This window comes from Acinetobacter sp. HY1485 (assembly GCF_027568475.1).
Classification (GTDB): Bacteria; Pseudomonadota; Gammaproteobacteria; order Pseudomonadales; family Moraxellaceae; genus Acinetobacter.
Map to the genome: position 1 here is coordinate 1 of NZ_JANKZG010000016.1, position 25,518 is coordinate 25,518.

Consider the following 25,518-nt stretch of genomic DNA (forward strand, 5'->3'; position numbering starts at 1 on the left):
ACCACCAAACTATTGCCGTTCAGACTCACCAAACGTAAATTGCTCTCATAGCTTGGCATGTAAAACGGACGATACTGCCCCATACGTCTGACCAACCACTGCTTAAACTCAAACAGCTCTTGTTGGTTCTTTAGAATGTTGCGACAGGGTTTAGCAAAACGTGGGGTTTTCCATGTTGTACGCTGTACGGCAAGTCCTAGCCCGAAGTCGATGATGTCTTGTTGCTGTGACAATGTAGTCTCTAGCGTATCACCATTGAGCAATAACTTTTTAAAGCACAAGTCCTCACCGTTAAACGTTCCATTAGGTACTTCCTCAGCAATATTAGGCAAGTCATCAATGACAAAAGTAGCTGATGCAACACAATGAATCCCTGAGATATTGCGACTGACATCACCCGAGATCCAACCCACTTTAATGGGGTACAGTCGGCATTCATCAAAATTAGTGGTAACTGCACTGTGTAGCGTTAAGCTGTTGCTATTGATCGAATCAATTTCTAATACTTGCCATTTCTCAGGACTTTGCCAAAGCAATGCAAGTTTGGAAAAGGTATAGCGTGAGGTGGTACAGTTAAGCTCTAGCGTATCTTTAGATACATTGCTCAGTGTCTGCCCCTCAAACCAAATTGGCACCGCCCATTGACTACGCATTGCCCCATAGAACAAATTGAAGAACGCAGGGATTTGAGTTACACCCATGGCATAACTGTATTTCAGCGTTTGCCGTGGAAGCTGACGCAGTGCGATACGCTCCTCTGTACTATCCACTGCTTCAAAAATATCTGTAACGTACTGCCAATTCTCTACCGCTTCAATCAGTGGACGATAAGGACAAATGGCAAGTTTGCCCAAACTTGTTGTGATAATCATAAAAACTCCAGACGTAAAAAAACCACCCGAAGGTGGTTTTTTAGCTATCTCGCAACATTTCTTACGGCTGTCGAATTTTCATTCATCCAATTGATAAGAACTCTTGTGCCAGACGGCGATGCAAGTGCTTGTTTAAGCATGTCCTCATGATTCATATGATTAAAGATATGAATATTTTGAGGTGTTACATTAGCTTCTTCTTTTTGTGGAGTCGAACTAACATTAACTTGATTTAAAATATCAGGTGGTATATCACCAACTAAGCCACCATCAGCATAACCACGTTTACGCCCTGTACGAATATCTTCTACAGACCCTACACCACCAAGTCGTGCAATATCAGATTGGGAGAAAACGACTTCACCCTTATGCACAACACCTGCAACATCATATTTACCGCCATGACCTGTATAACCACCTTCACTAAAGCCCTCCGTTGCAATAGCAGAAACATTAGAAACTATTGAAGCTCCTTGTGCCATTGCTGCTGCAATCATTGGAATGTTATATGGAAAACCAATTTTTGATGCCTCGGCAATATTTTGTTGCATTGCAAGTGTTGCAGATGCAATTGCAAATGCTTTCTGCACAGTAAAAGCAGCTTTATATGCTGCACTTTGTTTTCCGAATGCATCAGACATCATGCTAGTCACAGATCCGAATGTTTGTTCGCCGTAACTCAAATTCATCTGTAACTGTGTGAATCTCAGTTCCTTCTCTTTTTCTGCGTACTTTTCGTCAAGTGCTTGCTTTGCTTGTAAATACTGCTCATCAGCCTCTAGTAATTGCTGATAACGATCGCCCTCATCTTTAAAATCTTTTTCATTTAAGGCACCAATCTGATTATCATATGCCTTTGATAGCCCATCCTGATCTACCTCATACTGATTCTGTAAATCATATTGCGCATAAGCATTTGGATTTTTCTTTTGCAAAATATCTAACTGTGCAGAGCGACCAATTTGACCCACGGCGTTATGATCTTTATTTAGCTCTCTAAAGATTTTCACGTTATTACTTTCTTGCAATTTAAGACGTTCTTCATCAGAAATATGCATCAACTTAATTTTGTCCGCTTCAAGTTGATAACGTGCAATCACAAGTTCGCTTTCAGTTTTAAAGATTTCTTCTGCAGCTAACAAACGTTCTTTTTTAGCAATTTCGATTTGAGCGAGTTCTTCGCCGTACTTTTCATCTATTGCCTCAATTGCTAATTGCTTTTCAATTTTTCCAAGCTTTGTATCAGCATAAGCCTCTGCTTTTTTGATATTAACTGAGTATGTCAATTTCTCATCTTCAGTCATTTTAAAGCCATTGAGATCGTATTCACGCTGAAGCTTACTTAGATTTTTTTGAGCTTGATAGTTAATCTCCTCTTGCTTCATCTGCTCAGTTAAGCCATGTTTTTGCAGATCTGCCATGCGCTCAATATGATCATTCTCACGCTTTGTATCAGCTGTATCATATTGCTCCTTGAGTTTCTTGGTTTCCTCCTGTGCCTTTTGAATCAACTTTATTTGGTCAGCTAAAGATGAACTAAAATCTTTTTTAGATCCGTTATACCCTGAAAGGCCACCTAAATAACTTTGAGTTTTCGCCCAATAGTCATTGTTAAACTTACCTAGGTTTGTACCGCGCTGAACATTGCCCTCACCTGCATGATATGCACGTACTGACTTTTCCAAATTGCCATTAAACTTTTTAAGTAAATACTGAAAATATTTAGCCGCACCTTCCGCTGATTGAGCCAAATTAGTGCGGTCAGTTACACCGTATTGTTTTGCAGTGCCTAGCATTAATTGAAAACCACCAAGTGCACCACTACTTTTGTTAAGCTGATTGGTTTTTCCTGTATTACCTGTTTCAATCGCATGGGTTGATGTAAGTAAACCACTTGTGAGCCCATACTTCTGTTCAAGTCCTGCAAAGTTATACTTTTGAGCGTTTGCCTGAACCTGTGCACTTACTTGTAAAGTTTTTAATTGTTTTTCTGCTAACTTTGCTTGTTTATTCTTTTCATCTGTAATCTCCTTCTCATGTGCTTTTAAATTCTCGGTTAAACGAACAGTTTCAAGAATATTATCAATGTCTTGTTGTGTAAGAACACTCTCCATACCTTTGCTTTCTTGACCTTTCCAAATCGCATTGGCTTGTTCTGCTGTATAACCCTTATCTAACAATCCATTTTTATACACTGCTTGAACTGCATCAGTTCTTTGACTTTCCCAAAACTTATTCATTGCATTCGCTGCTGCACCGGCTGCAGTTGCATTATCATTCAATGCTTGAGTATTACTTGCAATCGGTACAATAGCATTCTGTGCTTTATTTCCTGCCAACTCAGTTTTAATGCCAAAGACTTCTAGAGCTTCCGCACACTTCTTAGCAATTGAAGTTTTTTCATTATAATTCTCATTATCTTGCTTTAGCTGTTTAAGCTGATCGGGTGTAATGAACTTTAAATCATTTAATTTTTTAATTGCATCCGCTTGGCTCATCGTGCCATTACGTACCTGATTTGAAATATCGACTACTTCAACACTCGAACGATACATATTTTGCAAATCGATGATATGTGCATTAAACAAATAGCCTGCTTGTTTTACTGCCTTATTTTGTGCTTCAAAAGCTGTTTTTAAGTCATCAACTGCCCCTTGTTTTTGAACTCCCTGTAATGCTAGTAATTCCTTTTTTGTTTGATAAGCCACGGCGGTCTGTTCTTCTAGCTTTTTATTTGCTTCGTCCGTGTTATCTCGCATAATTAAAAAAGATGCCGCTGCACCTGCCGCCGCCAATCCTAAACCTACAGGACCAAGTAAAGCGGTTGATAGGGTGCGACATAGTGCAATGCTTGTTGCTCTTACACCATTACTTGCAACCATTGCCGCAGTTTCAGCGTACCAACCCGTAACTGTTACCCCTAGAGCTATACTTTGTTTGACTAATAACGCCGTTAAAATGCCTGTAAATGCGGTAATAGTGGTATTCGCGGCTAGATTAAAATTATTTGCTAATGCTTGAATACTACTTGCAAGAGTTGAAGCCGCGCCTGTCCCTTTGTTTGATTCACCAATGAATTTAGTCACCTGGTTACTTAACATCGTAAACGACTGACCAATGGTAAAATCTGTTTTACCGAACAATTGATCTACTGATTCTTTAGAATTATCTAACGCTTTTACAAGTACATCACCCGTTAATTGCCCTGCATTCGCCATTTTACGCAATTGACCAATATTGACATCAAGACCTGACGCAAGCGCCTTTAAAAGACCAGGTGCTTGTTCAGCCACGGAATTGAACTCTTCACCACGAAAAACGCCTGAAGCCAAAGATTGACCAAATTGCGTAAGTGCCGCTTCTGCACTTGTGGCACTACCACCACTAATTGAAATAGCTTTAGATACAGTTTCAGTCAGTTGAGCGGTGTGTTTCATATTAATACCAAGCGTTTTAGCATTGTCTGCAAAACGTTGATAGACCTGTGCCGTACTATCCCAACGTGCACCTGTTGCTTGGGCGATGTTAAATGTATCGTTCATCGCTTGGCTTAGTTCGGTCTGCGAGTGCGTCACTAGCTTGAGTCGGTTTTGTAGACCTGTATACATATCAGAACGTGCGATAGCTTCTGAAATTGTAATGTACGCACCAAATGTCTTAACCAAATTTAAAGCATTGCTATTTAAGCTATTAAAAGCTGAACCCAAGCTCTGAGATGCTTGACCTGCACCATTTGCTACGCCTTGATAGCGTGGCAAGGTTGTGTTGAGCTGATTAACTGAAATACCTAAATCACGCGCAGCATTGGACGCAGATACAAAACGACCTGTTGCACCAACCACTGCACCTGAACTATTAATAAAATATCGCCCAAGGCTGTTAACAGATTGTGATGCTTGATCACCACTTTGTGCTGTTTGACGTAACGCATCACTCATCGCTTGAGCATTGCGTCGCGCATTGTCTGTACTTAATTCAATTACAAGGCGAGTTCTTGCTTCTGTCATTTACTTTTCCTCGGACAATAAAAAACCCACTTCAGTGAGTGGGTTTTAATAATTTTTAACCATTACGATTTTTTTCATGGTACTTCAAAATACTAGCAATTTTTTGAAATAAATAACCGACTATGAGACCATTTAAAATAGTTCCCATACCTACACCAACGATGATTGGGGACCATACTTTTTTTGCTTCTGAATAGATACCACCACCAATTTCAACGCGACCAAAAAAGAAAATGACGATCAAACCAAGTATTCCACCTATTGCCATAATTGCCCAACCAACCGTCATGCATGTATCGCTTTCTTTTATACCTTCTGACATTTTTATCCCCTTCAAAATATTAAAAGAATATAAAGTGTAGAGCAAAAAAAAGCCATCTTAAAATAATCCTATTTTCTATTGGCTTTATCCAACACCACCTTATCAAGTGCAAAAATACATTCAATAAATAACCCTTTATCTAAATCACAGCCAAACACATCAAAATAACTTTGAATGTCTTGTAGCGATAAGCCTAACGGTATAGATGCACCTGAGTAGCTTGCAATATATCGCCTTGCTTTGGAAATAAGCCCAAATGCCCCAATGATATGAGATGCAGTAAAACTAGGTTTCAAATCATCAGGCGGGGTTTTACCTAACTTTTTGTAAATTGCTTTAGTTTTATCATTAGACCAATTAGAACTTAATCGCTCGTAATATCTAACGACTTTCCCACTTCTTCTTCGCGCTCCGCTTGAACACCTTCTTTTAAGCGTTTGGCATGCATCATCACAAAATTCACAATTACTAATGACTCTTGCGATTGAGTACAAAGTAGTACAGCATTTTCCTTACTATATTTAAACGGCGTATTATCTGCCATATCTAAACCTGTCCAATCTAAAATTAAGAATGATACGCTGCGTAAAAATGCCTTTTGTGCAACCAAAGATGAGTCATCTGTAATTTCTTTAACCCCCATTATTTCTTGTTCAACTTGGATATTATTAAGTTCAAGACTACGCCCAAAAGCAGGACGGCGCAGTTCTGCAATAAGAAATTTTACACCGGGTTTATACTCCACCCATTCTTTAGCGTATTCAGCAGATTTAGGTTTTTCAATATTAACAATCATATAGACTCCCAAAAGCCCCAACTAAGGGGCGTATTCATTAAGCAAATTTACGAGTAATAGTTGGTGCAACATCAGCGACAGTAAAGCTAAATTGTGTGGTTAAAATATCGGATACTGAGCCACTTGGTAACGGCGCAGATAACAGCACTTTGGGTAAATTTAAAATGTACTGATTACCTTTGTTATCAGTCAGCATATAGCTAATTCCAATCGGCTCATTGATAAATTGCTTCTCGTAAAACTCTGCAGTCTTTTCAGACCATGCGATGGTTAAACTACCTGAACCCTTCATGACTGTTTCAAGGATTGCCCCAATACCGTTACTGTCTTTCTTACCTAAGCATTTCTGAACCTGCATCCCATTATCAATAGTGAGATCCAACGCCGTGACACACATACCTACTTGTACTGCGCCGTTTAGAAGCACATCACCCACGTCTAAACTTGTGAACTGCGTTGCGTCAGGTGCAGGCTTTACATCACCATCAGGTGCCTTGGTATATGCTTTACGCCCCATACCCATTAGGGAGAACTTAGAAGTAACAATACCGCTATCGGAAATAGATAACGCCCATTGATTAAGATGACACCCAGTAAATACTTGAAAGTTATTGATGTCATTAAAACCACGTAATATAGATAATGTCTTACGCTGTGTACCACCAAACGTTAAAACGCCGTCATGCCAATCATTAAAGGCAATACACGTTAATAGTTCATCTTGAGCACCAAAGACAAATTCGGTCTCAATATCCCCTGCTGTTTCAATCCCTGTAACCAACGTACCGCCTGTGATACGGCTATCTTTAATTGTGGTCGATTCGGCTGTTTGTGCCTTAGCATCTAAGCTATTGGCTTTAAATGCGAGGGTTTGCCATACATTGGCTTGTTGCCCTACTACTGTTTCTACGCCGTAGCGTGTGACCTGTTTAGCACCACTAGACATGGCTTACTCCTTTTTTTGACGTAAAAAAACCGAGTGCTTTGACTCGGATTAGGTTGATTTTGTAATATTAAAGAATTCCAAAATAGTGCTGTATGATCTGATAAATTAAATACGCCACCATAAGAAAGACTGTAATAAAGGCAAGATGCCAAAAGATTTTTACAAAACTATTAGGCTGTAGATTCATTGCTTCTATTTTAGCTCCTAGAAATTTCATAGAAAATTTGCTATTGTTTGTCTCAGACATTTAAGTTTTTGATCCTCTAGGGTTAAGAACGCAAAAACCCGATGCTTCCAACATCGGGTTTTTTGTTTATAAAAATCACCAAATTTGGTGATTTGAAGTATGTATCAAAGAAGTCAACCACTTCTAGTTGTTTAAGTTGTAGAACAGCGTTCTACAACTTGAAGTTCTAATTTACTCGAAATGGGACTTGTATATACCTCACAATAAAATCAGTATTTTCACCTTGTAATACGTCTGCATTAAGGCATTCCAATGCATCAACTTGGTAATACTCAAGATAAACAAGCCAATCATCTACCAACGTATTTAATGCAATTAAACCTGTGTTTGGACGTGCATAGCATGTGATTTGAAGCATTGAGATACGGCGTGTTAATGGTTGATCTGCTAAACCACTAATCACTGATTGACTACCTAAAATATCTACGGCACACCATAAGCCTGTTTGCGGTACCATAAAATCATTAGAAATTTGAGTGTATTGAATACGTTCTTGATCAATACCTGTAAATTGGCTCACACGCTCAATTAAAGCAGTATGAGCTTGTGTGAGTGTCATCATGTATATTTCGCCTTAACGAGTTGAAATGAAATACCATATACACCGTGGGGTGCTTGCTTTGAGTAACCGCCAATAGTCTTAGCTGTTTCGGGTTTTTCGGTAAAATCACCATATTCAATTACTTTGGCATACGGTGAATTAGTCTGAATATAAACCGTGGTGAATGGTACTAAGCCTTGTAGCATCGCGTTACCTTTGGCAATACTAGAACCACCCGACTTATCCTTTTGGTTTTCATCATAAGACAAGTCAGGACTACCAATGCTCAGTCGGTGACTTGCTCTAAATGCACCATCATCTACAGGGCTTTGCATTACAACTGTCGTTAAAGCATCAATGGCCATCTTCTTGTGATGAGCTGTAAGATCTTGCTCAACTGTTTTCATAAAGTCAGCAGGGTTTAACGACCAAGTTGAATTAGACATACTATGCTCTCCGTAATTGGCATGACCACGTTGCACTAACAGGATCTTTTGATACATTAATTACTTTGTATGTATCAGAACCAATCAACCACCCATCGTTAATTTTAGGTATCACCAATACTTCATTCTGTAGAAGTAACGCCTTCGCATCATCCACTTGGTAATTTTCAGGCTTAACCGTATCTTTAAGATAATTACCTAAAATACAACGTCCGCCGTATTGTATAGTCTCTTGATGCTCATACTTTTCTGTTGCAGGGTTTAACTTTCCTGTACGAACGACTCGCGTACAACTAAACGGCGTTAAAGCATCTGCCAAGTCATCATTAAAGGCTTCGGCTAATTCTTGTTGTAGTTCGTCACGCATATCATTAATTCCGTGTCAGTGGAATAGTAAACATTGGCTTACGGATGTCTTCGGCATCAATCAGTGCTAAAGCAACTTGTTCAAACTGCGATACCTTGCGGCTATTTTCAGCAAAAGTTTTACTCACCGATGTACCTGTTTGGGCTGATACGGTTTTACTTAAGACCTTTTCATCCGTTCCGCCGTACAGATCACCTGACAGAATCCCTTTAATGATCTCGCATGATGCAAGTTTAAGATTGTCAGAAATCGTTTTAGGTACAAAACGAATTTGATTCTTCATCCAAGTGTTTGCAAGTAATACTAGGCGAGCTTTATCACCTGCAGGTGCAAAGCTACTACCTAAAATACTGTCTGCATCGTCTGCTGTGATAAAACTCATGGCATCACTCCTTCGGCACTAAAGCAAGTAATTCTTCTTTATTTGCATTGGGTTTAAACTCAATACCTTTTTCAGTTAATAATGCTTTGAGTTCATCAACTTTTAACGTGCTTGGATCCACTGCCGCAGGTTTATTTTGCAGTTTATATAATTCTGCAAGGTCCGCCTTTAATAACGTATTTTCTTGCTCTAGGGTTTCAAGCTGCGTTTCTAACCCTGATTTTTGCTGCTCAAACTCAGTCATCTGTACAGCCTGCTTCTGTTCCAAATCAGCAGTATGCTTAGTTGCATCATCAAGACTAAGTTTAGTTTTTGCTAATTCGTCTTGAGTTTCTACCAATTCGGTATTTACAGCATCAAATTGTTCAACAGGGATAAAGCCTTCGGTTACATCGAAAGCGACTACCGTTTCATTGTACTGCTTAGGTACATCACCACCCACTTCATCACAATTTTCTACCGTATCTGATGCATGACATGCCGATGCTTTACGCAGAATCCAACCTTCCGCTTGTAGTTTGGCTACATTCGCCGGTGAGAAGTCATCGGTAAACCAAAGTTTCTTTTTCTTCATGTTTTTAACTCACTAAAGACCATTAAAAAAGCCCCTTTCGGGGCAGTTCATTACTTCGATTTAATTAAGACACCCGCAGTATCTTTAATGCTAGATGCTGTTTTATCCCAATTTGTTGGCGTACCAATTGCTGTATCGGTTGGTGATTTACCACCGTTGGCCTGATCCCATGCGTAACCTTTAATCCCAACGTTATATGACCATTCTGCTTGATAGGTATATACCAAGTTTTCTTTACCTGTTGTTGGTACCAATTCAGCATTAAAATCTTGGTTATCGCTAATGACCACGGCACCTTCAACAAGGCCTAAGGTGTTGTAATGTGCCTCCCCATTTACTGTGGTTGCAAGTGCAGGCGAATCTGTTACTACAAAGACACGACCGAACGAATCCTGAATAACATTCACACCATCATACGAGAACAAGCGTTCAGTATTCGTTAAAGCATTGTCATATAAATTATGTAATGTAGTTGAATGGAGAATCCAAGCACGTAGTGCACCTGCACGATCCCCCATGCGTGCAGCACCTTTATTTAGCAAGCGAAAAGAAGGATCTGCCGTACCATCACCTTCTACTGCATCAGTATTACCGCCAATTGCTGATGCAGCACCCATTAAGCCTGCATTTAACATATCAGCAAGTTTGGCTTTGGCTAACTGCTCACCAATCATTAATGCTGCAAGCTCAGGGTTTTGTTGCACCCAAAGGTACTGTTGTTTTTCATAAACTAATGGTGGCGTACCTGCAGCAACTTTTACAGCAACATTAAGCAACTGCTCTAAACGCTTAGAGTCTACTGTGCCATCACCGTATGCATTACGACGACGCACCAAACCTGAGATATTTTTGAATGATGCCTGAATATCAAAGTCACCATTAGTTGGTTGATTAAGTAATACAATCGACCCTTGTGAGCTTTCGTTAAACTTATCAACGTCCTGAGCAACAGTTTCTGTCATTGTTAGATAAGTTTGTTTATTGAATACTTGTAAATCAAAAGGCATACGCCTTACTCCTTCGTTAAATTAAGCTTGTTCGCTGTGTTGTTTTAAATAGGCGACTTTTTCATCTTGCGTTTTACATTCGCTTAGTGACTTAGGACCAGTAAGCTTGTTACCACCTGCACCACCAAAGCCACCACCCTGTGATTTATTACCATTTAAGATTGATTCTTTATGAGCATAGCCACCAACTAAAATTTCTAACGCTTCATTCATGTCGGCAACTTCACCAGGGTTCTTACGTGAGTAAATCTTGTTGCCACTTGCGTCATAGCCCACTGCTTTACCATCTTCAATCTTGAAGTTTTGACCAAACGTAGCTTGGACCATATCAACAGGCACGGCGATGTTGTCTTGAATGTATTGAGAACGTGCAAAGCCACCGCCAATGAGTTCACGGTGTAACTGTGATTGAAATTCTTCAATCTGTTTATCTTTTGCTTGAAGTTGTGGCTCGTATGTTTGCTTAAATGATGCTGTCAATTCGGCTTTCACCTTTTCCACTTCACCTGCATCAATCAGTTTTTTATCATCAAGGTTTTGAACTGTTTGTAGTGCCTTTTTAGCCTTTTCAGCATCTAAACCTTCAAAGGCTTTTAATGCTGTTTCGGCTTGCTGTTTGGCTTCACGGTTGTTTTTTGCTTCTGCATTAAGCTGTCCAATTTTGGTAACTGCTTGGGATGCATCAAAGCCAATCTCTTGACCATCGTCATGCACGTAAATTGGTAAGCCTTGCTCGTTTACCTCTGCATACTGCTTGCCGTTGACTTCAACTGTTTTAATCTTCATGGGTTATCCAACCTTTACTATTTAATGAGTATCCACTCGGTACGCCGTCCGCATCCGCTTTTCGGCAGGTATAAAAAAACCACCCGAAGGTGGTTTCACAATAATGCTTTACTTTTAGCTCAGATCAATTTTGAGATCATTATTAAATTGGTCTACTGTCATAAAAGCACATATATCCCTAATATTTCCTATTTGAAGCTTTAATGGTGTCGGTTCATGCTCAAGAGTTTCAATCAGAATCCGATACTCTTTTTGGAATGAAAAAATATCACGCTTATCAAATCCCTTACTACTATCACAAGCTTGGAAATTATCGACTGATGAAAAGTAGTTAACTCTATTTGACTTGTAGCCATAACCATTTTTCTTCACAGCTTTTTGAACTCGATTTAAAAACTCCGATGGATTATGAAAAAAGACAATAAAATCCCCAAAATCATCTTGCATTTTTTTTGATATAAGTAACTGGTTCTTTACACTATCTGAATTGTCTAAATATATAGTTGGAGAATAAAAGCACAAACATTTTAGATTAAATAAGTATTCATCTTGTAAATAGATAGGTCCTGCATGATCTTCTGCAGGAATGGTATGCCATTCTTCTGTGCCAGGAATATTAAAAGAGATTTTTACATCTTTTGGTTGAGACTGCCTAGTTACTCCCTCTAACCGATCTGCTTGGGTGTCTTTTAAATTACCGCTTTCTAAATTAAAGTAATAACCAAGATGATTTATATGTAAATTTCCATCTAAGAAATCCTCCATATATTGTTTTTTTTGAAAAAGTTTAGCCAATATATTTATAGTATTATCTTGAGTCATCTTTTTGCCTCAAATTTATCTAATTTCAAATATACTGGATAAAAAATCAATCTAGATACCTTTGTCAAATAAATTTAATTCTTTCAATGTAAAAATCTGCCCAGACAACGGATCAAAAAACTTATCAAAGCTATATTTCCCATCTTGATACATCTTAAAACGCGCAGCACCCAACCAATTCTTTTGGAACTTTTCGTCTTGGTCAGCAAACCAATCTTTAAACGAAGTATTACTATCCACCGTTTTGATGTCTTTACCATTATTTGATGGACGTTGCCCTAATGTTTCACCTGTCTTATCTACACCTACTAGAATAGAACGACAACGGCGATGCAAAGGTGGTCTACGAATATTAGGGCTATTAATTTCCCACACAGTACCATCTAAGCTTCCACACATCTTAGACGTACGACTATCAAGCACGGAAACAAATTTAAGATACTCAGTACCTAATGCCTTGTATATTTCGCTATAAGTCACATTGGCCACATGCGAACGAGCTGTCCGCACAATTCCATCAATAGAGCTTCGAGTCTGATTAAGCAGTCCATCTGCATAACCTAACTTCTTGGTACCTTTAATACGGCGTACGATTTGCTCATTAGTTTGTCCTAACGACAAACCATCACGTAATACATTTTCTACCTGTGCCTTAGTATCAGCCGATAACTTACTAAATAACGAATCAAGCAAAGCACCACCACTCAACGGCGTTTCTTTAGCTTTGAGCATTAATTTATCGCCATTAGGTTTAATCTTCTTGCCGATTTGACGAGCGATGTACTGAGCTTCATACACAGCCAATGCCGTAGCACTGACCTGAAAGCCTTCTATTAATACTGTATTGACTGACTGTTGCCACGTTTGTATTAATGTACGAACCTCTTTAAGCTGTACCGTTGTGTACTGCCCTGCCATTAACGCCGTACGCTCAGCACTAGATAGCTCACTCAGTATATCTAAAAGCTGTAGTAGCATCACACTAGATAGATCATCAAACTGTTTTATTAGATCCGACACTTCACTTGACGAAAGCCGGTATAGATAGGCTTGATGTTGTATTAAGGCATTAATATCCATCTAATCACCCGATAGGCTCATTTGCCTTTTCTTCTTCAATTAGTTTCTGCACTTCATCCCAAGAATAATCAGGCATCACACCTGTACGTTGATAATCGTACCACCCTTTATATGGGTAACGATTAGATAAACATGCTTCCCATAATTGCTTAGCACGATCACCATCAAATTTAGGCTTACTAAATTCTTGTGGGATACTAAAAATGAGATCTTCAGGTTTAATCAAATCTGGACTTGGTACAGAGAAACGTGCGACCCAACGCAAAGCTTGAGTAAAGGCACTATTAATATTCACTACACAAAGCGATAAAACAGAGTGTTGTACCGCATCATCGTTATTGGCTTGGGTTGCTGTCTTATTAGCAGATCCTTGTTCAATAAGCCGTGCGCCTAGCTCCTTCATCTGCTCCCATTTCTTATCCATTGCCGTTTGCGACAATGTATTGGGCTGTGCCTGTACCATTTCTAGCTTAGTCGGAAATGCATTTTTACAACCAATGTATAAGCCATCTTTTTTCATTAAGTCGTACATTGCATCGGTTACTTCAGGCATAGAAAACTGAGGTTGCCCCACAAAATAAACCGACTCTTGAAAGTCGGCTGAATCTTGGTAGTGAGCAAGGTTTAAATCAGCCAATTCTAGTAACGGCGGATTGTCTATCATCGCCGTGTTGTCTACTGCACCAATAAAAGTGAATGGGATATATTCCCAAGTGTTACCTTGGTAGTCGGTTGGGATCTGTTTATTCTGCGCTGTAAGTAAGCCACTACCATCATCTGAATAGACTTGAATGGTAAAAACATGCTGACCCTGATCATTCTGTTCTAAACGCAATACGCGATATTGTGTTGTCGTAGTACGCGAAAACTCATCCACACCGCGTACAGAAACAATCTCTTTAAGCACGACAAGCGAGAGCTTAATCTGGTTACCAACAACCGTTGTATCCCAATTAATGATATTAGTCGCAGGAACCACATGCATCATGGCATACGCATTTTTATCCTTGTCATCTGCCTGTGTACGTGACGGCGCAACCGATGGATAATCAACATATAAACCGCAACGATAATTTTTAAGCACCAAACGCAATGCAGACTGTGCCAATTGGTAAATACTTACCCCTTGACCATTGGCATTACGTTCTAAGTATTCCAAAGCATTAGGACGTTGAAAATTAGGTAACTGAGAAAATGAAGCCCCGACCAAGCTACCTAATGTTTTACCTGTTACCCCATAAAATACGGCGTTTTTGAGGTATGTTTGATACTGCTGTGTCGCTTCTTCTGACGCATCTTGTGGGTTACGCCGTGTTAGGTATTTCTCTTTTTTTGCTTTAACTTGATGCTGACCCTGACATATATCCTCAACTTTCACCCATAAGGGTAAGTTTTGTTGATAGTCAGGATGCGTATAAGCCACTGCTGTCATCGTGCAAATCCTATTTTGAGTGAAGTTAATGGTTTAATGATCGGAAAACGTTTCACAATGAAATAACCAAATGCATCATTTACATGATCAAAACCACCCTCTTTATCAGGCATACCGTGCTTGTCATACGCTTGCTGTTCTAGTGCTTCTGTTAGATTCGGACACTTATCTGTATTGATATAAATACGGCGTTCACCTTGAGCATTTAAAATCATGGCGTTACATGCGTTTAAACGGTCTTTAATTGCAGGGTTTGTACCATTCACCACGAGTTCAAAACCTGCCTGACGTAATATTGTATGATCTGATTCACTACTGTTTTTAGATGATGTTGCCTGTCCTGCCGCATCGGGATAAATCTTGATTTTATGGTCAGGAAAACGCTCTTTTAGTAGCTGTGCCATTGTAGGTGTATCACGTACCCCTGTAAGTTCATCTACAGCGTAAGGTACGCCGTTACGAATGACTGATACCACTGCTGCCATTTTTAAAACGTTAAAATCCATACCTACATGCAGAGGTTCATTTTTTTCAATCACTGCATTGGTATGGTTGAGCGCACGACTAAAATTAGGATAAACCGCCCCACTTGCTAGATTGACAAACTTACCATCAAGATAAGCGTCTAATAACTGTGGCGGATATGACTCACGTAAACCCTCAATATAACTATCAGGTAAATAAGGATTAGACATGGTTGGGGCACGGTATAATACATACTTGGCACTCGCTTTCTTTTCCCATCGCTCATAGCAAAATCTAAAACCCTCAGGGGTTGTCCCTACAGCACAGGTATTTACGCCGTTATTTGGTTTACGCTGACGACATCGAGCAATGATCTTATTCCATGCGTTCCGTGCATGTTCTGTTTTAAGCGTGTCTAATTCATCTATTACGGCGTCTGCAATTTCAAAACCCACGATTGAGTCAGGATTTTCCATCGTACGGCAAATAATTTGACCATAGCCACGAATCGTAAACACCTTTTCTGACTTATTGAGCTTAAATTTTAGTCCACATTCATCTAATAGCTCTGATATACGAGCAAAGGCAATCAAACCGATCAAGTCATAGGTTGGTGCGAAATAACCTTGGTTGAGCTTAGGATACGTGAGCTTTTGGATCAGTAAGCGTTTAAACAAACTCTCTGACTTCCCTGCACCAAATCCACCGACAAATAATGGATATTGAGCATCACTAAATACAAAATCATCTTGTGGTTCAGTCAGTGTAAATTCAAGATCCATCACGCCGTCCTACACGCACAATATTAATATTGATCGTACTGTCATCATCTTCTTTATCTTCAGCTTCTTTACGCCCAAGTTCTAAACGTAATAAAGCATTATTAAGAAGCTGCGTATCATGACCACTCATTTCATCTTTTGCTTGCTTAAGTAGCTTCTGACGTATGACACGGTTTAATGGCTTACCACCAGTATTGGTATACATATCCTGTAACTCTTTTAAGCGGAATGCCTTATTGGCCAATGGAATATCTAATACGTTTTCCTGAAACTCACGCCGTGTTTTTTCAAATAATGTACGCAGTTTTTTACTTAAATTCTTACCTGTGGCTTTGGTTGGATCATAAGAAGCGACCTGCTGACGCTCAACTTCAACCCCAAATTCTTGTTTTACCGCATCAGCAACTTGTTGAGGGGTATCCATACGAGCAAGCGATTGAACAATAAAGATTTTTATAGGCTCTTTTAAAATTGCCATAATGACCTCTTTGTAAAACTACGTAAAACAAAGTAGGCAAAAAAAAGAGCCTTACAGCTCAGTTCACTACACAATTTCCGCAGCACTTTGATATGTCTAAATCTGAAACAAACGGCGGATTCTTCGCAATCTCAACAAGCCGTTTAATCTCTTGGTTTGCACCCCAACGTTTAACCACGCCCACAAATTCTTCCACATCATGACCACCCAAGTAATGTTTTGGTAAGCCTGTATGCTCACTAAAGATTGCTTCACCATCTTCATCACGTTCAACGGCGATATGATACAGCTCATGTTCTAGCAACGCACAAAACTCACGATCATTGGCACGTTCGCAAAAACTTGCATCAACTGTAATTAAATAAACAGGTACAAAACCGAACCAATCACGCATTTGTTGTTCTTGTCGTGCTTTTTTCCAACCACCTTGATTGAACATCACTTTTTCACACTGGCCAAGTACCATACGCTTTTTAGATACGGCGGCAGATGATGCCCACGCAAAGGCTAAAAAGGTTTCGTCATCGTCCATCAATTCAGCAATATGATCATGGTCGGGGTTATAGAGTTGACCATCATTTTTTAAATAATTATCAACCACCCATTGTTTTAAATCAGGTGCAGGTACTAAGCGTATTGCTTCTTCAAGTTCAGCCTGATCTATAAACTCAGTCGGTGGAAATGGTCTGATCTGTTCCATCTACAACATCCTCTTTTAATTGGTGAAGTATCCAAGCAATGGCATAACCATATTTAACAGCGTTAGGATGAAAACGTTCGCAATAATAACCACGTTCTTCGGCTTCATCGTATCGTCCCATATTCCAAGCCTTATTGCTCAGTTTGCCACGGCGACCACCCGACCAAGGACTACCCTCTATTTCAATCAATATTTGTTTTTTAACGATATGAAAATCGAAACGGCAATGCTTAGTTTTATTAATCTGAAACTGACGCTCAAAGCCAACGCCGTGTTGCTTGAGTTGCTCTGTTAGGATTGCATCAGCTTCTAAATAGGATTGTTTGGCTTTAGGCAGTGGCAACGTGCGAGGTTTACGTTTTGGGAGTGGTTTTTTAGTCAGGGCTTTGTATTGTTTTTCGTCCATATTTTACCCATAAAAAAACCACCCGAAAGTGGTTTTTTATTTTAAAGTGCTGCCCAAGGTGTAAAATTAAATTTCGGGATACACTCAACATTTAATGTTGTTCCAGCTATAAAATTAACTGAATCTTTATTTAAAAATATAAATAAATCAAAATCTTTTAAACCTTGTTTTTCGTAAATTTCTTTCGCAAGATTATTTACGATCTCTTGCCAATCATCTGAAAAATAATCCATATTCTCAGGCAATTTTTCTAACTCAAAAGGTGTTAATTCAATTCCATCATTTACAGTGTATTCCATTGAATAATAACAAGTAACCATTCTTTTATTCCTAATAAAATATTGAAGGCTTTATCTTGCTAAAATTTAAGCAATCAATAAACTTATTATAAATGTGTAATAGATAAGACAACCTTCTTGTAAATATTCAATTTTATATTTCTTGTACCTATTTAAATAAATAGGTATAAAAAAACCCACATACAGGATGTGGGTTTTTCTTTTCAAACTTTAATTTGAAATAGAAGTAATATTTTCGGCTTGTAGACCTTTTGGACCGCGTGCCATTGTGAATTGAACGTACTGTCCTTCTGTTAAGGTTTTGAAACCTTCAGAATGAATATTTTTGAAATGGGCAAAAACGTCTTGACCATCCTGTGCTTGAATAAAACCAAAGCCTTTTGCATCGTTAAACCATTTAACGGTACCATTCATTACGTTTGACATATTTGTATACTCTTTCTAGTAAAACTAGAAGATTGAATCTGAAATCAAAGGTACGAAGAAATTAAAATTAATAAATACTACGCAGAAAAGATAAATAAACAATATTCTAGTAAGTGGTGATCTAATACTTATGTTTTAGATCGAAAATTAAACCAATTTATACATTTCGTTGGGAGCAATATAGAAACTATTACCATCCAAGTTAAATTCTACTTCTTGACCTGATTGTAGAAGAATCTTTTTACCAACTTCTACGTTTATGAAACCTGTTAAAGTATTTTGCTTTTTTTCGTTAGGAATAAGCGTCACAACAATTTCATGACCATTTTTTGCAATAGCCATACGATTTAATATTTTTTCCAATGTATACCAATGTGTTTTACATACTTATGTATGTGATTTGAGAAGGAATTAAAAGTTATCTGAAAGTGATGAGTTTTAAGAAACAATAATTATTTATTTTAAATTTAATGATTAGCAATATGCTTTCAACTATTTCTTTATACGTACCTAACGCTATTAAGTCAATCAATATCTACAATAGTTACATATTCCTACAATCTAACTAATCTTTGTTCAAGAGGTGTTTTGTCCAATCTAAAGTTTCTAACACTTGATTATTTTCAAGACCGCTACCGCGTACTTCTATATACACTTTTTCTAACTCTTGAATTAAATCATCTTTCAGTTCAGGATTATGTTTTGCTAATGCTTTACCAAAACTTGCTGAAATTGCGGCTAACGCTAAATAAACCTGATTATCGGGTGTGATATTACTCATACTTATACTGACTCTTTTAAAAATATAGTATGAGCAATTTTAGCTAGTATTTCAAATAATGCACTAGTAAAAAGAAAAACCACCCGAAGGCGGCTGTCCAAATTAAATATAAAATGCTATTCAACATACACGACAGTAAAGATTTTTTCCTCGTATAAAACAAAATCTTTGATAGATATATTATCCAATTTATTTGCTAAATCTATTGGAAAAAACTCACTTGTCTCGTCTACTACCCAAAAACTATTTAAAATTTCATCTCCCAAGTTTTCAGTTAATTTTTTCAGAACCAAATAGTTTCCCTTATTATCTTGTAAAACCAATTTGGTAGGCATCTACACTCTATATTTAGTTTTCAAGAAACATCACTCTTGCACGTTTAGTTACGTTATGAAAGGAATATCTATTTAAAGTTACAAGAAAAAGTTTTTAGAAGAATTTGAATTATAAAAAAAGCCCACCACACGGCGAGCTTTAACTGTTCGTAACTACTTACACTTGGCATAGGCTTAATAAATCTATAAATGACTGCTTTATACTATGCATATGCTATATGTTCATAGAAAATCATCTGGAAAAAAGTCCTTAGAATTTTTCTTATTTATTGATATTTTATAGATTACTGAAATTACTTTATATTTAGTTAATGAATGCAAATTTAGATAGTTTAAAACCTGGCACTGTTCTGAATAATGATGAAGTTTGTAAATATTTTAAGTGCTCCCCCCAAGGAGGTATGCGTAGATCACTTACAACCAATACATTAGTAATTATATGTAATCATGTAAAATCTATTTATGAAGATAAATGGATTGGCAATGAGCTACATTATACTGGAATGGGACAAACTGGTGATCAGTCACTTAGTTCACAAAATAAAACTTTAGCTGAAAGCAATGAAAACGGTGTTAAAGTTCATTTGTTTGAAGTCTTTACAGATACCGAATATCTTTACCAGGGACTAATCAAACTTAATGGATCTCCTTACCAGAATCAGCAATTAGATAAAGACCAAAACACCAGAAAAGTATGGGTATTTCCATTAATATTACTGTCTGATAGATCTAATAACGTTGTTAGTAAAGATACTTTTGAAAAGATTCATTTAGAGAAAATAAAAAAGGCTAAGAAAAAAAGTGTTGCCTCTTTATTAACTGAAGCCAATTTAATTCCTAAAGAAAAAGTAGGTTATCGCAACACTCAAACCAAAGCCTATATACGCTCTGCTGTAGTTTCTGAACTTGCTAAAAGATTAGCGAAGGGGGTGTGTCAACTTTGTGAAAAACCTGCTCCCTTTTTCGATCAAAAGAATCAACCGTATCTAGAAACTCATCATATTGAATGGCTATCACAAGGTGGACCAGATACAAAAGAAAATACTGTTGCTCTTTGCCCTAATTGCCATAAAAAAATGCACATAGTTAATTGTTCGAAAGATCGTAAAAAACTATCCCAAAAAGTTTTAACGTTACTAAAAGATATTGGTTAAATTAACATTCACAATATATTAAATTTTTAGCTAATAAAAAAGCTCGCTATTTGGCGAGCTTTAATCAGGATTTGTAAACACTTAAATATAGTTTGTCTACTGTTACACAAATATGCCATAACCCGTATATACAGTCAAGCAGTAACCTCCTCAACGTCTTTTTTAGTGAATTTTTCAAAATTAAAATGAGGATATCGACATTTAATAAATGCTAGACCACACTGAATATCTTGCTGTATTTGAGCAATATAAGTGTCATTACTCTTTGCAATATTACGAATTGAGTTACCCATCACATAATGTGACCAAATAGCTGCTACCCAATCACTTAATATTTCATCATCCTCAGAGCCAATATCTAAAAATATACGCTGAATTGCACGAGCCTCATTACAATCTAATTCACAGCATGTACCTTTACGCTGATTACAAAGCCGATCCACCAATAAAGCATCAGCCATGTACATCGCTAATAGTTTTTCTCTTTGCTTTTGAGTAATACGCTTTGTCGGCATCACTTTTACAATACGCACCATTGTTTCATTATCACCATTAAGCCACGCACCTAACTGACGACACCACTCCTCAAAACTGTATTTATCCCACTGTGTTGCTTGCATGATGGTTACTGGCATATTCACTCTACTCTCCCTAAAACTGCTGTATTTCTTTAATTGCAAATCCTGACTTAACTTGCTGTGTACTAAATCTTAAAACCGTAAAGCCCATCTTTGACGCTTCGTTATATTTCTCCATATCCCCTAAATAACCACTACCCCGTGTATGTCTACCATTTGTCCAAATACCGCCCTCTACCTCAATTAACAGCTTTGTATCTGTAATATAAAAATCAGATCTCCACTTACGTGTTGGGTGAAATTGATATTCTTCTTGAAATGCGATTTTTAGGGCTTTAAGTTGTAAGCTGAGGGTTTGTTCGCCCTCACTTCGTTTTGTTGCACCTACCCCCGATTTTTTGCGTTTAATAGGCTTCTTACGAGTAGATGCATACTTACTTTTGTATTCAGCCAATGAAATACTACTCATTGAGCACCCAATAGCTGTTTTGCATACGGCGTAGCTTGGTACATCGCATAATCAATTTTTTCTAACAGTCCTGCATCTTGTAGACTGCATAAATACTTAGACATACGGCTTTTATCGCAATCAACCACAAAATTTCTTAGATCCACACCTGTAACAGGTTCTGTGGCATACACGGCGTAAACCAAAATATCAAGCTGATGCTGAAATGTGATGTGTGCATTACTCACTGACAACCCTCCACATCTGAGATATTAGGTTCAAACTCAATCCATTCCTCAAGAAATTCCACACGTTCCGCTTCTAAAATATGCTTAAGATCTACGAGCAAATTACTTGTAGGTTCAGCGTGTTCAACTGTGACAAGTGAGCGTTTGACTACGTTAATTGCAAGATCAATCTTCTTTTGCTGTTCTTGCCATGCCGCCTTATAAACCTCAAAATCTTCAGCACGTCTTGAGCTTTCTGGATATCTTTCCTCCAAGAAAATCTCGTTATCATCAAGATGATTTTTTAGTTGCTCATATGTTAAGTTTGGATACTGACTTGCTTGATACGTTTCAAAAGCTACTTGTAATTCTTTATTGCTCACACCCCACCTCGCTTACTTAACCCCAACTTATTTAAAATTTCATCTAACTGCTCATCACTCACTGGCATTGCAAGCTGTAGATCTAACATCAGCACATCATCAATTTCTAACTGTTGAGCAATTGCCTCTAATGACCACTTTGCTTGTAATGCATTCAACGCTTCACACACGGCGCTTTGTCTGTTGGAGCAAATCACTTGCGTTAAATCTCCTAGATAAATCCCCATTACGACACCAACCCATAATTCACATAACCAACCGCCTGCAGGTGTTTTAAGATTGATAAAGCGTAATCAGGTGAACCCAACTTCATACGTAAACGTTTTTCTAAGTCTTTGGTTTGTTCACCAGGTTCTGCATGCTTGCTTGCAAAGGGATCGTACTCAGCAAGTAATTTGGCAAAAAGACCAACTTGCTTGTACGACAACAACGGTGGCTTGCCATTGGCTTTAGGTTTCTCAACAGGTGCTTGTTGATCTTGGTCTGCCGTACGAGCTTGCTTCGGTTTTTCAGAAGAAGATTTTTTGTTTTGCACAGGATTGGATTTAGATTCCAATGCTCGGTACTTGGCTACCGCCTGAACAAGTTTGTCAGCGAAGTGGTAAATCATCACATCGTCAGTCAGATTTTTGTTAGCGTTAAATTTTTCAAAGTGATTTAACTCACGTTCAAACCAAGATGCGTTTTTAATTTCCGAAATCAGATTTGGGGCTTGCAAGTAATCAAGCTCGTCTTCAAGTTTTTTCCAAGAAAACCAAGTTTTTTTATTTTTAGATTCTATTAAAAGATTCATTGGGAGATTCTGTGTACCACTTTTGGGACTGGTTGCAGTACCACTTTTGGTACAGGTCGCCGTCCCACTTTTGGTACTAGTACCATTTTTGGGACATGTACCACTTTTGGTACTAGTTAAGGGTATTTCTTCACGTCCATTTACCCCAATTAATCGATAAACTTTTACCCCATTTCCACGAGTTTTCCCTGTGTCTTGTAATAGACCCAACTCCTCTAATTGATCTGCTACTTTCATTACTGTCTTGCGATTTAAAACACAGTCTTTTGCCAATCGGGCAACACTTGGATATGCAGTATGGTCTTCACCTGCACGATCCGCCATTGATAATAAAACAACTCGTTGCGATGAAGTTTCCACAGGTGCCTTCCAAGCCCAAGTAGTTGCATCTAAACTCATATCTGCACCGCCGTATTTGTTTTAACCACTGATTGTGGTAATATTACTTCGTTCATTTTTGATTACTCGTCACTGTGAACAATTTAAGCCTGAGGTACGAACTCGGGCTTTTTTATTATCTGAATAAAAAGAATTATTGCTTTGACCAAACTCTCCCAAGTCTGCCCGCATGCGCTCATGTCTTTTTACTCGCTCTATTGCTAAATTAACGATGTGCCATTCGCCCATGACTATTTTTTCGAACAGGAGAGAAGCTTGTTTACTTATTTCCATGCCATTAAATGCAGCAATCTCTCGCAAACAATGCATAATTTCAGGATCGTTCTTCATTCGAAGATCTTCTTTTTCAAGGCTCATTTTTTAACTCAACTGCACAACATTAATCGTTTTAAAAAATTGCTTTAGTGATGGGCATAAGTCAGTGGCTAAGAAATTATTTTCTGTAATGCACTGAGCTTTTAGTGCAACTAAAACTGACATACTCGCTTTACCATTTACCCAAGCATTTACAGAAGCTTGACTTACACCAAGAGCTTTGGCTGTTTTGTTTTGATCCCCAAAATGATCAACTATTTGGGTATAAATGATCTGCATATTTACATGCTCCTTAAATTTCTTATTAATTTATAGTTTTAACTATAAATAGTCAACAATATATAGTTTTATCTTTTTATTTTTATAGAAAATGGCTTAAGAAACCTAAATTTACAAGAAAATAGGTTTCTGCTATAAAACGTATAGTTTCAGCTATACCCTAGAATTTACTTGCGGAATCCATATGACAACGACATTGGGGCAAAGACTTAAAAGCTCTCGTTTAAAAGTAGGTCTTAATCAAAAACAGGTAGCCGAAGCTGTTGGAATTAAACAACCTACTTACCAAGCACTTGAAGCAGGCAAAACAAAGAAGACAGCTTTTATTGCTGAATTGGCTTCTGTTTTAAGTGTAGATGTCTACTGGTTAGCCAATGGAGTGAACTCATCAGATATTGATGAGGCAGTTAGTCATATACTTGATAATTCAGCTACACCACTTTTAAATAATGCAAAAAATATTGAAAATCGCATTTGTTTAGATGTAGTTGAAGTTGTATTTAAAAAAAATATGGAGCAAGAAATTGAAACAAAATTTAATGAAACAGGAAAAAAAGTAGGCTTTGACCAAGAGTTTTTTTCTAAATATTTGGTTGAAATTCAAAATATAAAGTTAATTACTGCAACCGATGATTCACAATCACCTTATGTAAAAGTAGGCGATATTTTTGCAATTGATATATCTTCTACAAATATAAAAGATGGTGATTTTTATGCTGTCTATTTTGAGGGTGAATTGATGCTAATGCAGATATTTAAGGAAGAAAATAGCAGGCTCACATTACATAGCCTTAATACAAAATACAGAGATAGAACTGTCCATATGAATAATTATGAAAGTTTTAAAGTTATTGGTAAACAGTTTTGGCGAGCCGGCTAATAATAATTTAAAAAAGAAAGTCCGATAGTATCGGGCTTTTTTTTGGCTAAATTCTTGCCACAGAAAAACAATTTTAAAAGTTTTATCTATAAATATAGTTAGAACTATTGACTATAAAAACAGTTTTAACTATATTAATTGTCATCGAAACAAAAAAAGCCCACGTATCCGGTTCAAAGTTTACGTGGGCTTTACAGAAAACTGCGAGGCAATTATGCAACAAATTAAACGTAAAACACAACAGGCAAGTTTTTATAACGCTCACCCCCCTGCTACATCAGAATTACGCATCACGTTTAAAGATGTTCTTATCGCCAACCTCATCGACCTATTCAAAGGTGTTGTGGTTATCGTAATCATGTTTGTTCTGTACGTTGTAATTTCCTATGCACTTTCTAGCTTGATTTGGGGTGTCTAATATGTCTCGAATTTTCTCTATTAGAGCAAGTTCTCTAGGAGATCTATTTGATTGCCCTGCACGTTGGGAAGCAAAAAATCTTCTAAAGAAAAAAATGCCATCATCTTCACGTTCGCAAATTGGTCAAGCTGTACACGAAAGCATTGGTCGTTGGGATTACCTCAACATGCTAGGTGAACAACCACACATTGAAGAATGTAAAGAAGTGATCTTCCAAGAGATTTGGAAAGAACAAAATACAGAAATTGATTGGTCTGAGGTCGATCAAAATACATCAGAAAACATTGCAACCTCACTTATGGAAAAGTACATCCAACACATTGCACCAAGCCAAAAATTTATTGG

General features: G+C 37.8%; 37 protein-coding genes. 4 read left to right on the forward strand and 33 right to left on the reverse strand.

From position 1 onward, the window contains the following. The 25 genes from PCI70_RS11600 to PCI70_RS11720 form a co-directional block, all read right to left on the reverse strand. A partial coding sequence (locus tag PCI70_RS11600) for a hypothetical protein (RefSeq protein ID WP_269915499.1) occupies window positions 1-872 on the reverse strand: 872 nt, incomplete at its 3' end. A gap of 44 nt (window positions 873-916) precedes the next feature. Further along, window positions 917-4,879, reverse strand: coding sequence for a tape measure protein (locus PCI70_RS11605; protein ID WP_269915500.1), 3,963 nt, complete (start codon window positions 4,877-4,879; stop codon window positions 917-919). Window positions 4,880-4,934: 55 nt separating this feature from the next. Further along, window positions 4,935-5,201: a hypothetical protein gene (locus PCI70_RS11610; protein WP_269915501.1), complete on the reverse strand. Its 267-nt coding sequence runs from the start codon at window positions 5,199-5,201 to the stop codon at window positions 4,935-4,937. A 68-nt stretch (window positions 5,202-5,269) separates the two neighbouring features. Then, entirely contained in the window at window positions 5,270-5,497 is a 228-nt protein-coding gene (locus tag PCI70_RS11615; RefSeq protein WP_269915502.1) for a hypothetical protein, read from the reverse strand. A gap of 68 nt (window positions 5,498-5,565) precedes the next feature. Next, window positions 5,566-5,997, reverse strand: a complete 432-nt coding sequence (locus PCI70_RS11620) for a hypothetical protein (RefSeq protein WP_269915503.1) — start codon at window positions 5,995-5,997, stop codon at window positions 5,566-5,568. A 37-nt stretch (window positions 5,998-6,034) separates the two neighbouring features. Then, window positions 6,035-6,943 (reverse strand): phage tail tube protein, encoded by a 909-nt coding sequence (locus PCI70_RS11625; protein ID WP_269915504.1) that lies wholly within the window; start codon window positions 6,941-6,943, stop codon window positions 6,035-6,037. 413 nt (window positions 6,944-7,356) lie between these two features. Then, window positions 7,357-7,752, reverse strand: a complete 396-nt coding sequence (locus tag PCI70_RS11630) for a hypothetical protein (RefSeq protein ID WP_269915505.1) — start codon at window positions 7,750-7,752, stop codon at window positions 7,357-7,359. Further along, window positions 7,749-8,177 (reverse strand): hypothetical protein, encoded by a 429-nt coding sequence (locus PCI70_RS11635; protein WP_269915506.1) that lies wholly within the window; start codon window positions 8,175-8,177, stop codon window positions 7,749-7,751. Before PCI70_RS11635 ends, PCI70_RS11630 begins: the two co-directional genes overlap by 4 nt. A 1-nt stretch (window position 8,178) precedes the next feature. Continuing rightward, the gene (locus PCI70_RS11640) at window positions 8,179-8,544 is read right to left on the reverse strand and encodes a glutamate 5-kinase (RefSeq protein ID WP_269915507.1); all 366 of its coding nucleotides are present in this window, start codon (window positions 8,542-8,544) and stop codon (window positions 8,179-8,181) included. A gap of 4 nt (window positions 8,545-8,548) precedes the next feature. After that, window positions 8,549-8,926 (reverse strand): hypothetical protein, encoded by a 378-nt coding sequence (locus tag PCI70_RS11645; protein WP_269915508.1) that lies wholly within the window; start codon window positions 8,924-8,926, stop codon window positions 8,549-8,551. A gap of 4 nt (window positions 8,927-8,930) precedes the next feature. Then, window positions 8,931-9,500 carry a HeH/LEM domain-containing protein gene (locus PCI70_RS11650; protein ID WP_269915509.1) on the reverse strand — a complete coding sequence of 190 codons (570 nt, stop codon included), beginning with the start codon at window positions 9,498-9,500 and terminating at the stop codon, window positions 8,931-8,933. A 50-nt stretch (window positions 9,501-9,550) separates the two neighbouring features. Then, window positions 9,551-10,507, reverse strand: coding sequence for a major capsid protein (locus tag PCI70_RS11655; protein ID WP_269915510.1), 957 nt, complete (start codon window positions 10,505-10,507; stop codon window positions 9,551-9,553). A gap of 21 nt (window positions 10,508-10,528) precedes the next feature. Next, on the reverse strand, window positions 10,529-11,293 hold the full coding sequence (locus PCI70_RS11660; RefSeq protein WP_269915511.1) for a DUF6651 domain-containing protein: 765 nt from the start codon (window positions 11,291-11,293) through the stop codon (window positions 10,529-10,531). A 114-nt stretch (window positions 11,294-11,407) separates the two neighbouring features. Next, window positions 11,408-12,115 (reverse strand): hypothetical protein, encoded by a 708-nt coding sequence (locus PCI70_RS11665; RefSeq protein ID WP_269915512.1) that lies wholly within the window; start codon window positions 12,113-12,115, stop codon window positions 11,408-11,410. Window positions 12,116-12,166: 51 nt separating this feature from the next. Continuing rightward, window positions 12,167-13,195, reverse strand: coding sequence for a minor capsid protein (locus PCI70_RS11670; protein ID WP_269915513.1), 1,029 nt, complete (start codon window positions 13,193-13,195; stop codon window positions 12,167-12,169). Between the two features lie 4 nt (window positions 13,196-13,199). Continuing rightward, window positions 13,200-14,627, reverse strand: coding sequence for a DUF4055 domain-containing protein (locus tag PCI70_RS11675; protein ID WP_269915514.1), 1,428 nt, complete (start codon window positions 14,625-14,627; stop codon window positions 13,200-13,202). Further along, complete coding sequence (locus tag PCI70_RS11680; protein ID WP_269915515.1) at window positions 14,624-15,877, reverse strand: phage terminase large subunit family protein; 1,254 nt, start codon at window positions 15,875-15,877, stop codon at window positions 14,624-14,626. Before PCI70_RS11680 ends, PCI70_RS11675 begins: the two co-directional genes overlap by 4 nt. Then, window positions 15,864-16,352 (reverse strand): DUF2280 domain-containing protein, encoded by a 489-nt coding sequence (locus PCI70_RS11685; protein ID WP_269915516.1) that lies wholly within the window; start codon window positions 16,350-16,352, stop codon window positions 15,864-15,866. Before PCI70_RS11685 ends, PCI70_RS11680 begins: the two co-directional genes overlap by 14 nt. Before the next feature lie 58 nt (window positions 16,353-16,410). After that, window positions 16,411-17,052, reverse strand: a complete 642-nt coding sequence (locus tag PCI70_RS11690) for a putative metallopeptidase (RefSeq protein WP_269915517.1) — start codon at window positions 17,050-17,052, stop codon at window positions 16,411-16,413. After that, a complete protein-coding gene (locus tag PCI70_RS11695; RefSeq protein ID WP_269915518.1) occupies window positions 17,021-17,458 on the reverse strand; it encodes a hypothetical protein in 438 nt (145 codons plus the stop codon). The genes PCI70_RS11690 and PCI70_RS11695 overlap by 32 nt, the downstream gene beginning before the upstream one ends. A gap of 41 nt (window positions 17,459-17,499) precedes the next feature. Next, window positions 17,500-17,778 carry a hypothetical protein gene (locus PCI70_RS11700; RefSeq protein WP_269915519.1) on the reverse strand — a complete coding sequence of 93 codons (279 nt, stop codon included), beginning with the start codon at window positions 17,776-17,778 and terminating at the stop codon, window positions 17,500-17,502. A gap of 189 nt (window positions 17,779-17,967) precedes the next feature. Then, on the reverse strand, window positions 17,968-18,183 hold the full coding sequence (locus PCI70_RS11705) for a cold-shock protein (RefSeq protein WP_269915520.1): 216 nt from the start codon (window positions 18,181-18,183) through the stop codon (window positions 17,968-17,970). 147 nt (window positions 18,184-18,330) lie between these two features. Further along, window positions 18,331-18,525 (reverse strand): transposase, encoded by a 195-nt coding sequence (locus PCI70_RS11710; protein ID WP_269915521.1) that lies wholly within the window; start codon window positions 18,523-18,525, stop codon window positions 18,331-18,333. Window positions 18,526-18,748: 223 nt separating this feature from the next. Then, a complete protein-coding gene (locus PCI70_RS11715; protein WP_269915522.1) occupies window positions 18,749-18,964 on the reverse strand; it encodes a hypothetical protein in 216 nt (71 codons plus the stop codon). Between the two features lie 116 nt (window positions 18,965-19,080). Then, complete coding sequence (locus PCI70_RS11720) at window positions 19,081-19,299, reverse strand: hypothetical protein (RefSeq protein ID WP_269915523.1); 219 nt, start codon at window positions 19,297-19,299, stop codon at window positions 19,081-19,083. 401 nt (window positions 19,300-19,700) lie between these two features. Between PCI70_RS11720 and PCI70_RS11725 the strand changes: the two genes are divergently transcribed. After that, window positions 19,701-20,453: an HNH endonuclease gene (locus PCI70_RS11725; RefSeq protein WP_442865218.1), complete on the forward strand. Its 753-nt coding sequence runs from the start codon at window positions 19,701-19,703 to the stop codon at window positions 20,451-20,453. A gap of 134 nt (window positions 20,454-20,587) precedes the next feature. Here PCI70_RS11725 and PCI70_RS11730 read toward each other — a convergent pair whose 3' ends face one another. From PCI70_RS11730 to PCI70_RS11765, 8 genes are all read right to left on the reverse strand, one after another. Continuing rightward, complete coding sequence (locus tag PCI70_RS11730; RefSeq protein WP_269915525.1) at window positions 20,588-21,094, reverse strand: hypothetical protein; 507 nt, start codon at window positions 21,092-21,094, stop codon at window positions 20,588-20,590. A 10-nt stretch (window positions 21,095-21,104) separates the two neighbouring features. After that, entirely contained in the window at window positions 21,105-21,500 is a 396-nt protein-coding gene (locus PCI70_RS11735) for a DUF559 domain-containing protein (protein WP_269915526.1), read from the reverse strand. Next, entirely contained in the window at window positions 21,497-21,727 is a 231-nt protein-coding gene (locus PCI70_RS11740) for a hypothetical protein (protein WP_269915527.1), read from the reverse strand. Before PCI70_RS11740 ends, PCI70_RS11735 begins: the two co-directional genes overlap by 4 nt. Continuing rightward, window positions 21,724-22,089, reverse strand: a complete 366-nt coding sequence (locus tag PCI70_RS11745; RefSeq protein WP_269915528.1) for a hypothetical protein — start codon at window positions 22,087-22,089, stop codon at window positions 21,724-21,726. The genes PCI70_RS11740 and PCI70_RS11745 overlap by 4 nt, the downstream gene beginning before the upstream one ends. Then, complete coding sequence (locus PCI70_RS11750) at window positions 22,086-22,316, reverse strand: hypothetical protein (RefSeq protein ID WP_269915529.1); 231 nt, start codon at window positions 22,314-22,316, stop codon at window positions 22,086-22,088. The genes PCI70_RS11745 and PCI70_RS11750 overlap by 4 nt, the downstream gene beginning before the upstream one ends. Further along, window positions 22,316-23,281, reverse strand: a complete 966-nt coding sequence (locus PCI70_RS11755; RefSeq protein ID WP_269915530.1) for a helix-turn-helix domain-containing protein — start codon at window positions 23,279-23,281, stop codon at window positions 22,316-22,318. Before PCI70_RS11755 ends, PCI70_RS11750 begins: the two co-directional genes overlap by 1 nt. 69 nt (window positions 23,282-23,350) lie before the next feature. Further along, window positions 23,351-23,638, reverse strand: coding sequence for a hypothetical protein (locus PCI70_RS11760; RefSeq protein ID WP_269915531.1), 288 nt, complete (start codon window positions 23,636-23,638; stop codon window positions 23,351-23,353). A 3-nt stretch (window positions 23,639-23,641) separates the two neighbouring features. Further along, window positions 23,642-23,875, reverse strand: a complete 234-nt coding sequence (locus tag PCI70_RS11765; protein ID WP_269915532.1) for a Cro/CI family transcriptional regulator — start codon at window positions 23,873-23,875, stop codon at window positions 23,642-23,644. Window positions 23,876-24,059: 184 nt separating this feature from the next. On the opposite strand from PCI70_RS11765, the gene PCI70_RS11770 reads away from it, so the two are divergent. From PCI70_RS11770 to PCI70_RS11780, 3 genes are all read left to right on the forward strand, one after another. Continuing rightward, window positions 24,060-24,755 (forward strand): XRE family transcriptional regulator, encoded by a 696-nt coding sequence (locus PCI70_RS11770; protein ID WP_269915533.1) that lies wholly within the window; start codon window positions 24,060-24,062, stop codon window positions 24,753-24,755. 214 nt (window positions 24,756-24,969) lie between these two features. Then, entirely contained in the window at window positions 24,970-25,173 is a 204-nt protein-coding gene (locus tag PCI70_RS11775) for a hypothetical protein (RefSeq protein ID WP_269915534.1), read from the forward strand. 1 nt (window position 25,174) lies between these two features. Further along, window positions 25,175-25,518: PD-(D/E)XK nuclease family protein (locus tag PCI70_RS11780; protein WP_269915535.1), on the forward strand; the 344-nt coding region annotated here is incomplete at its 3' end.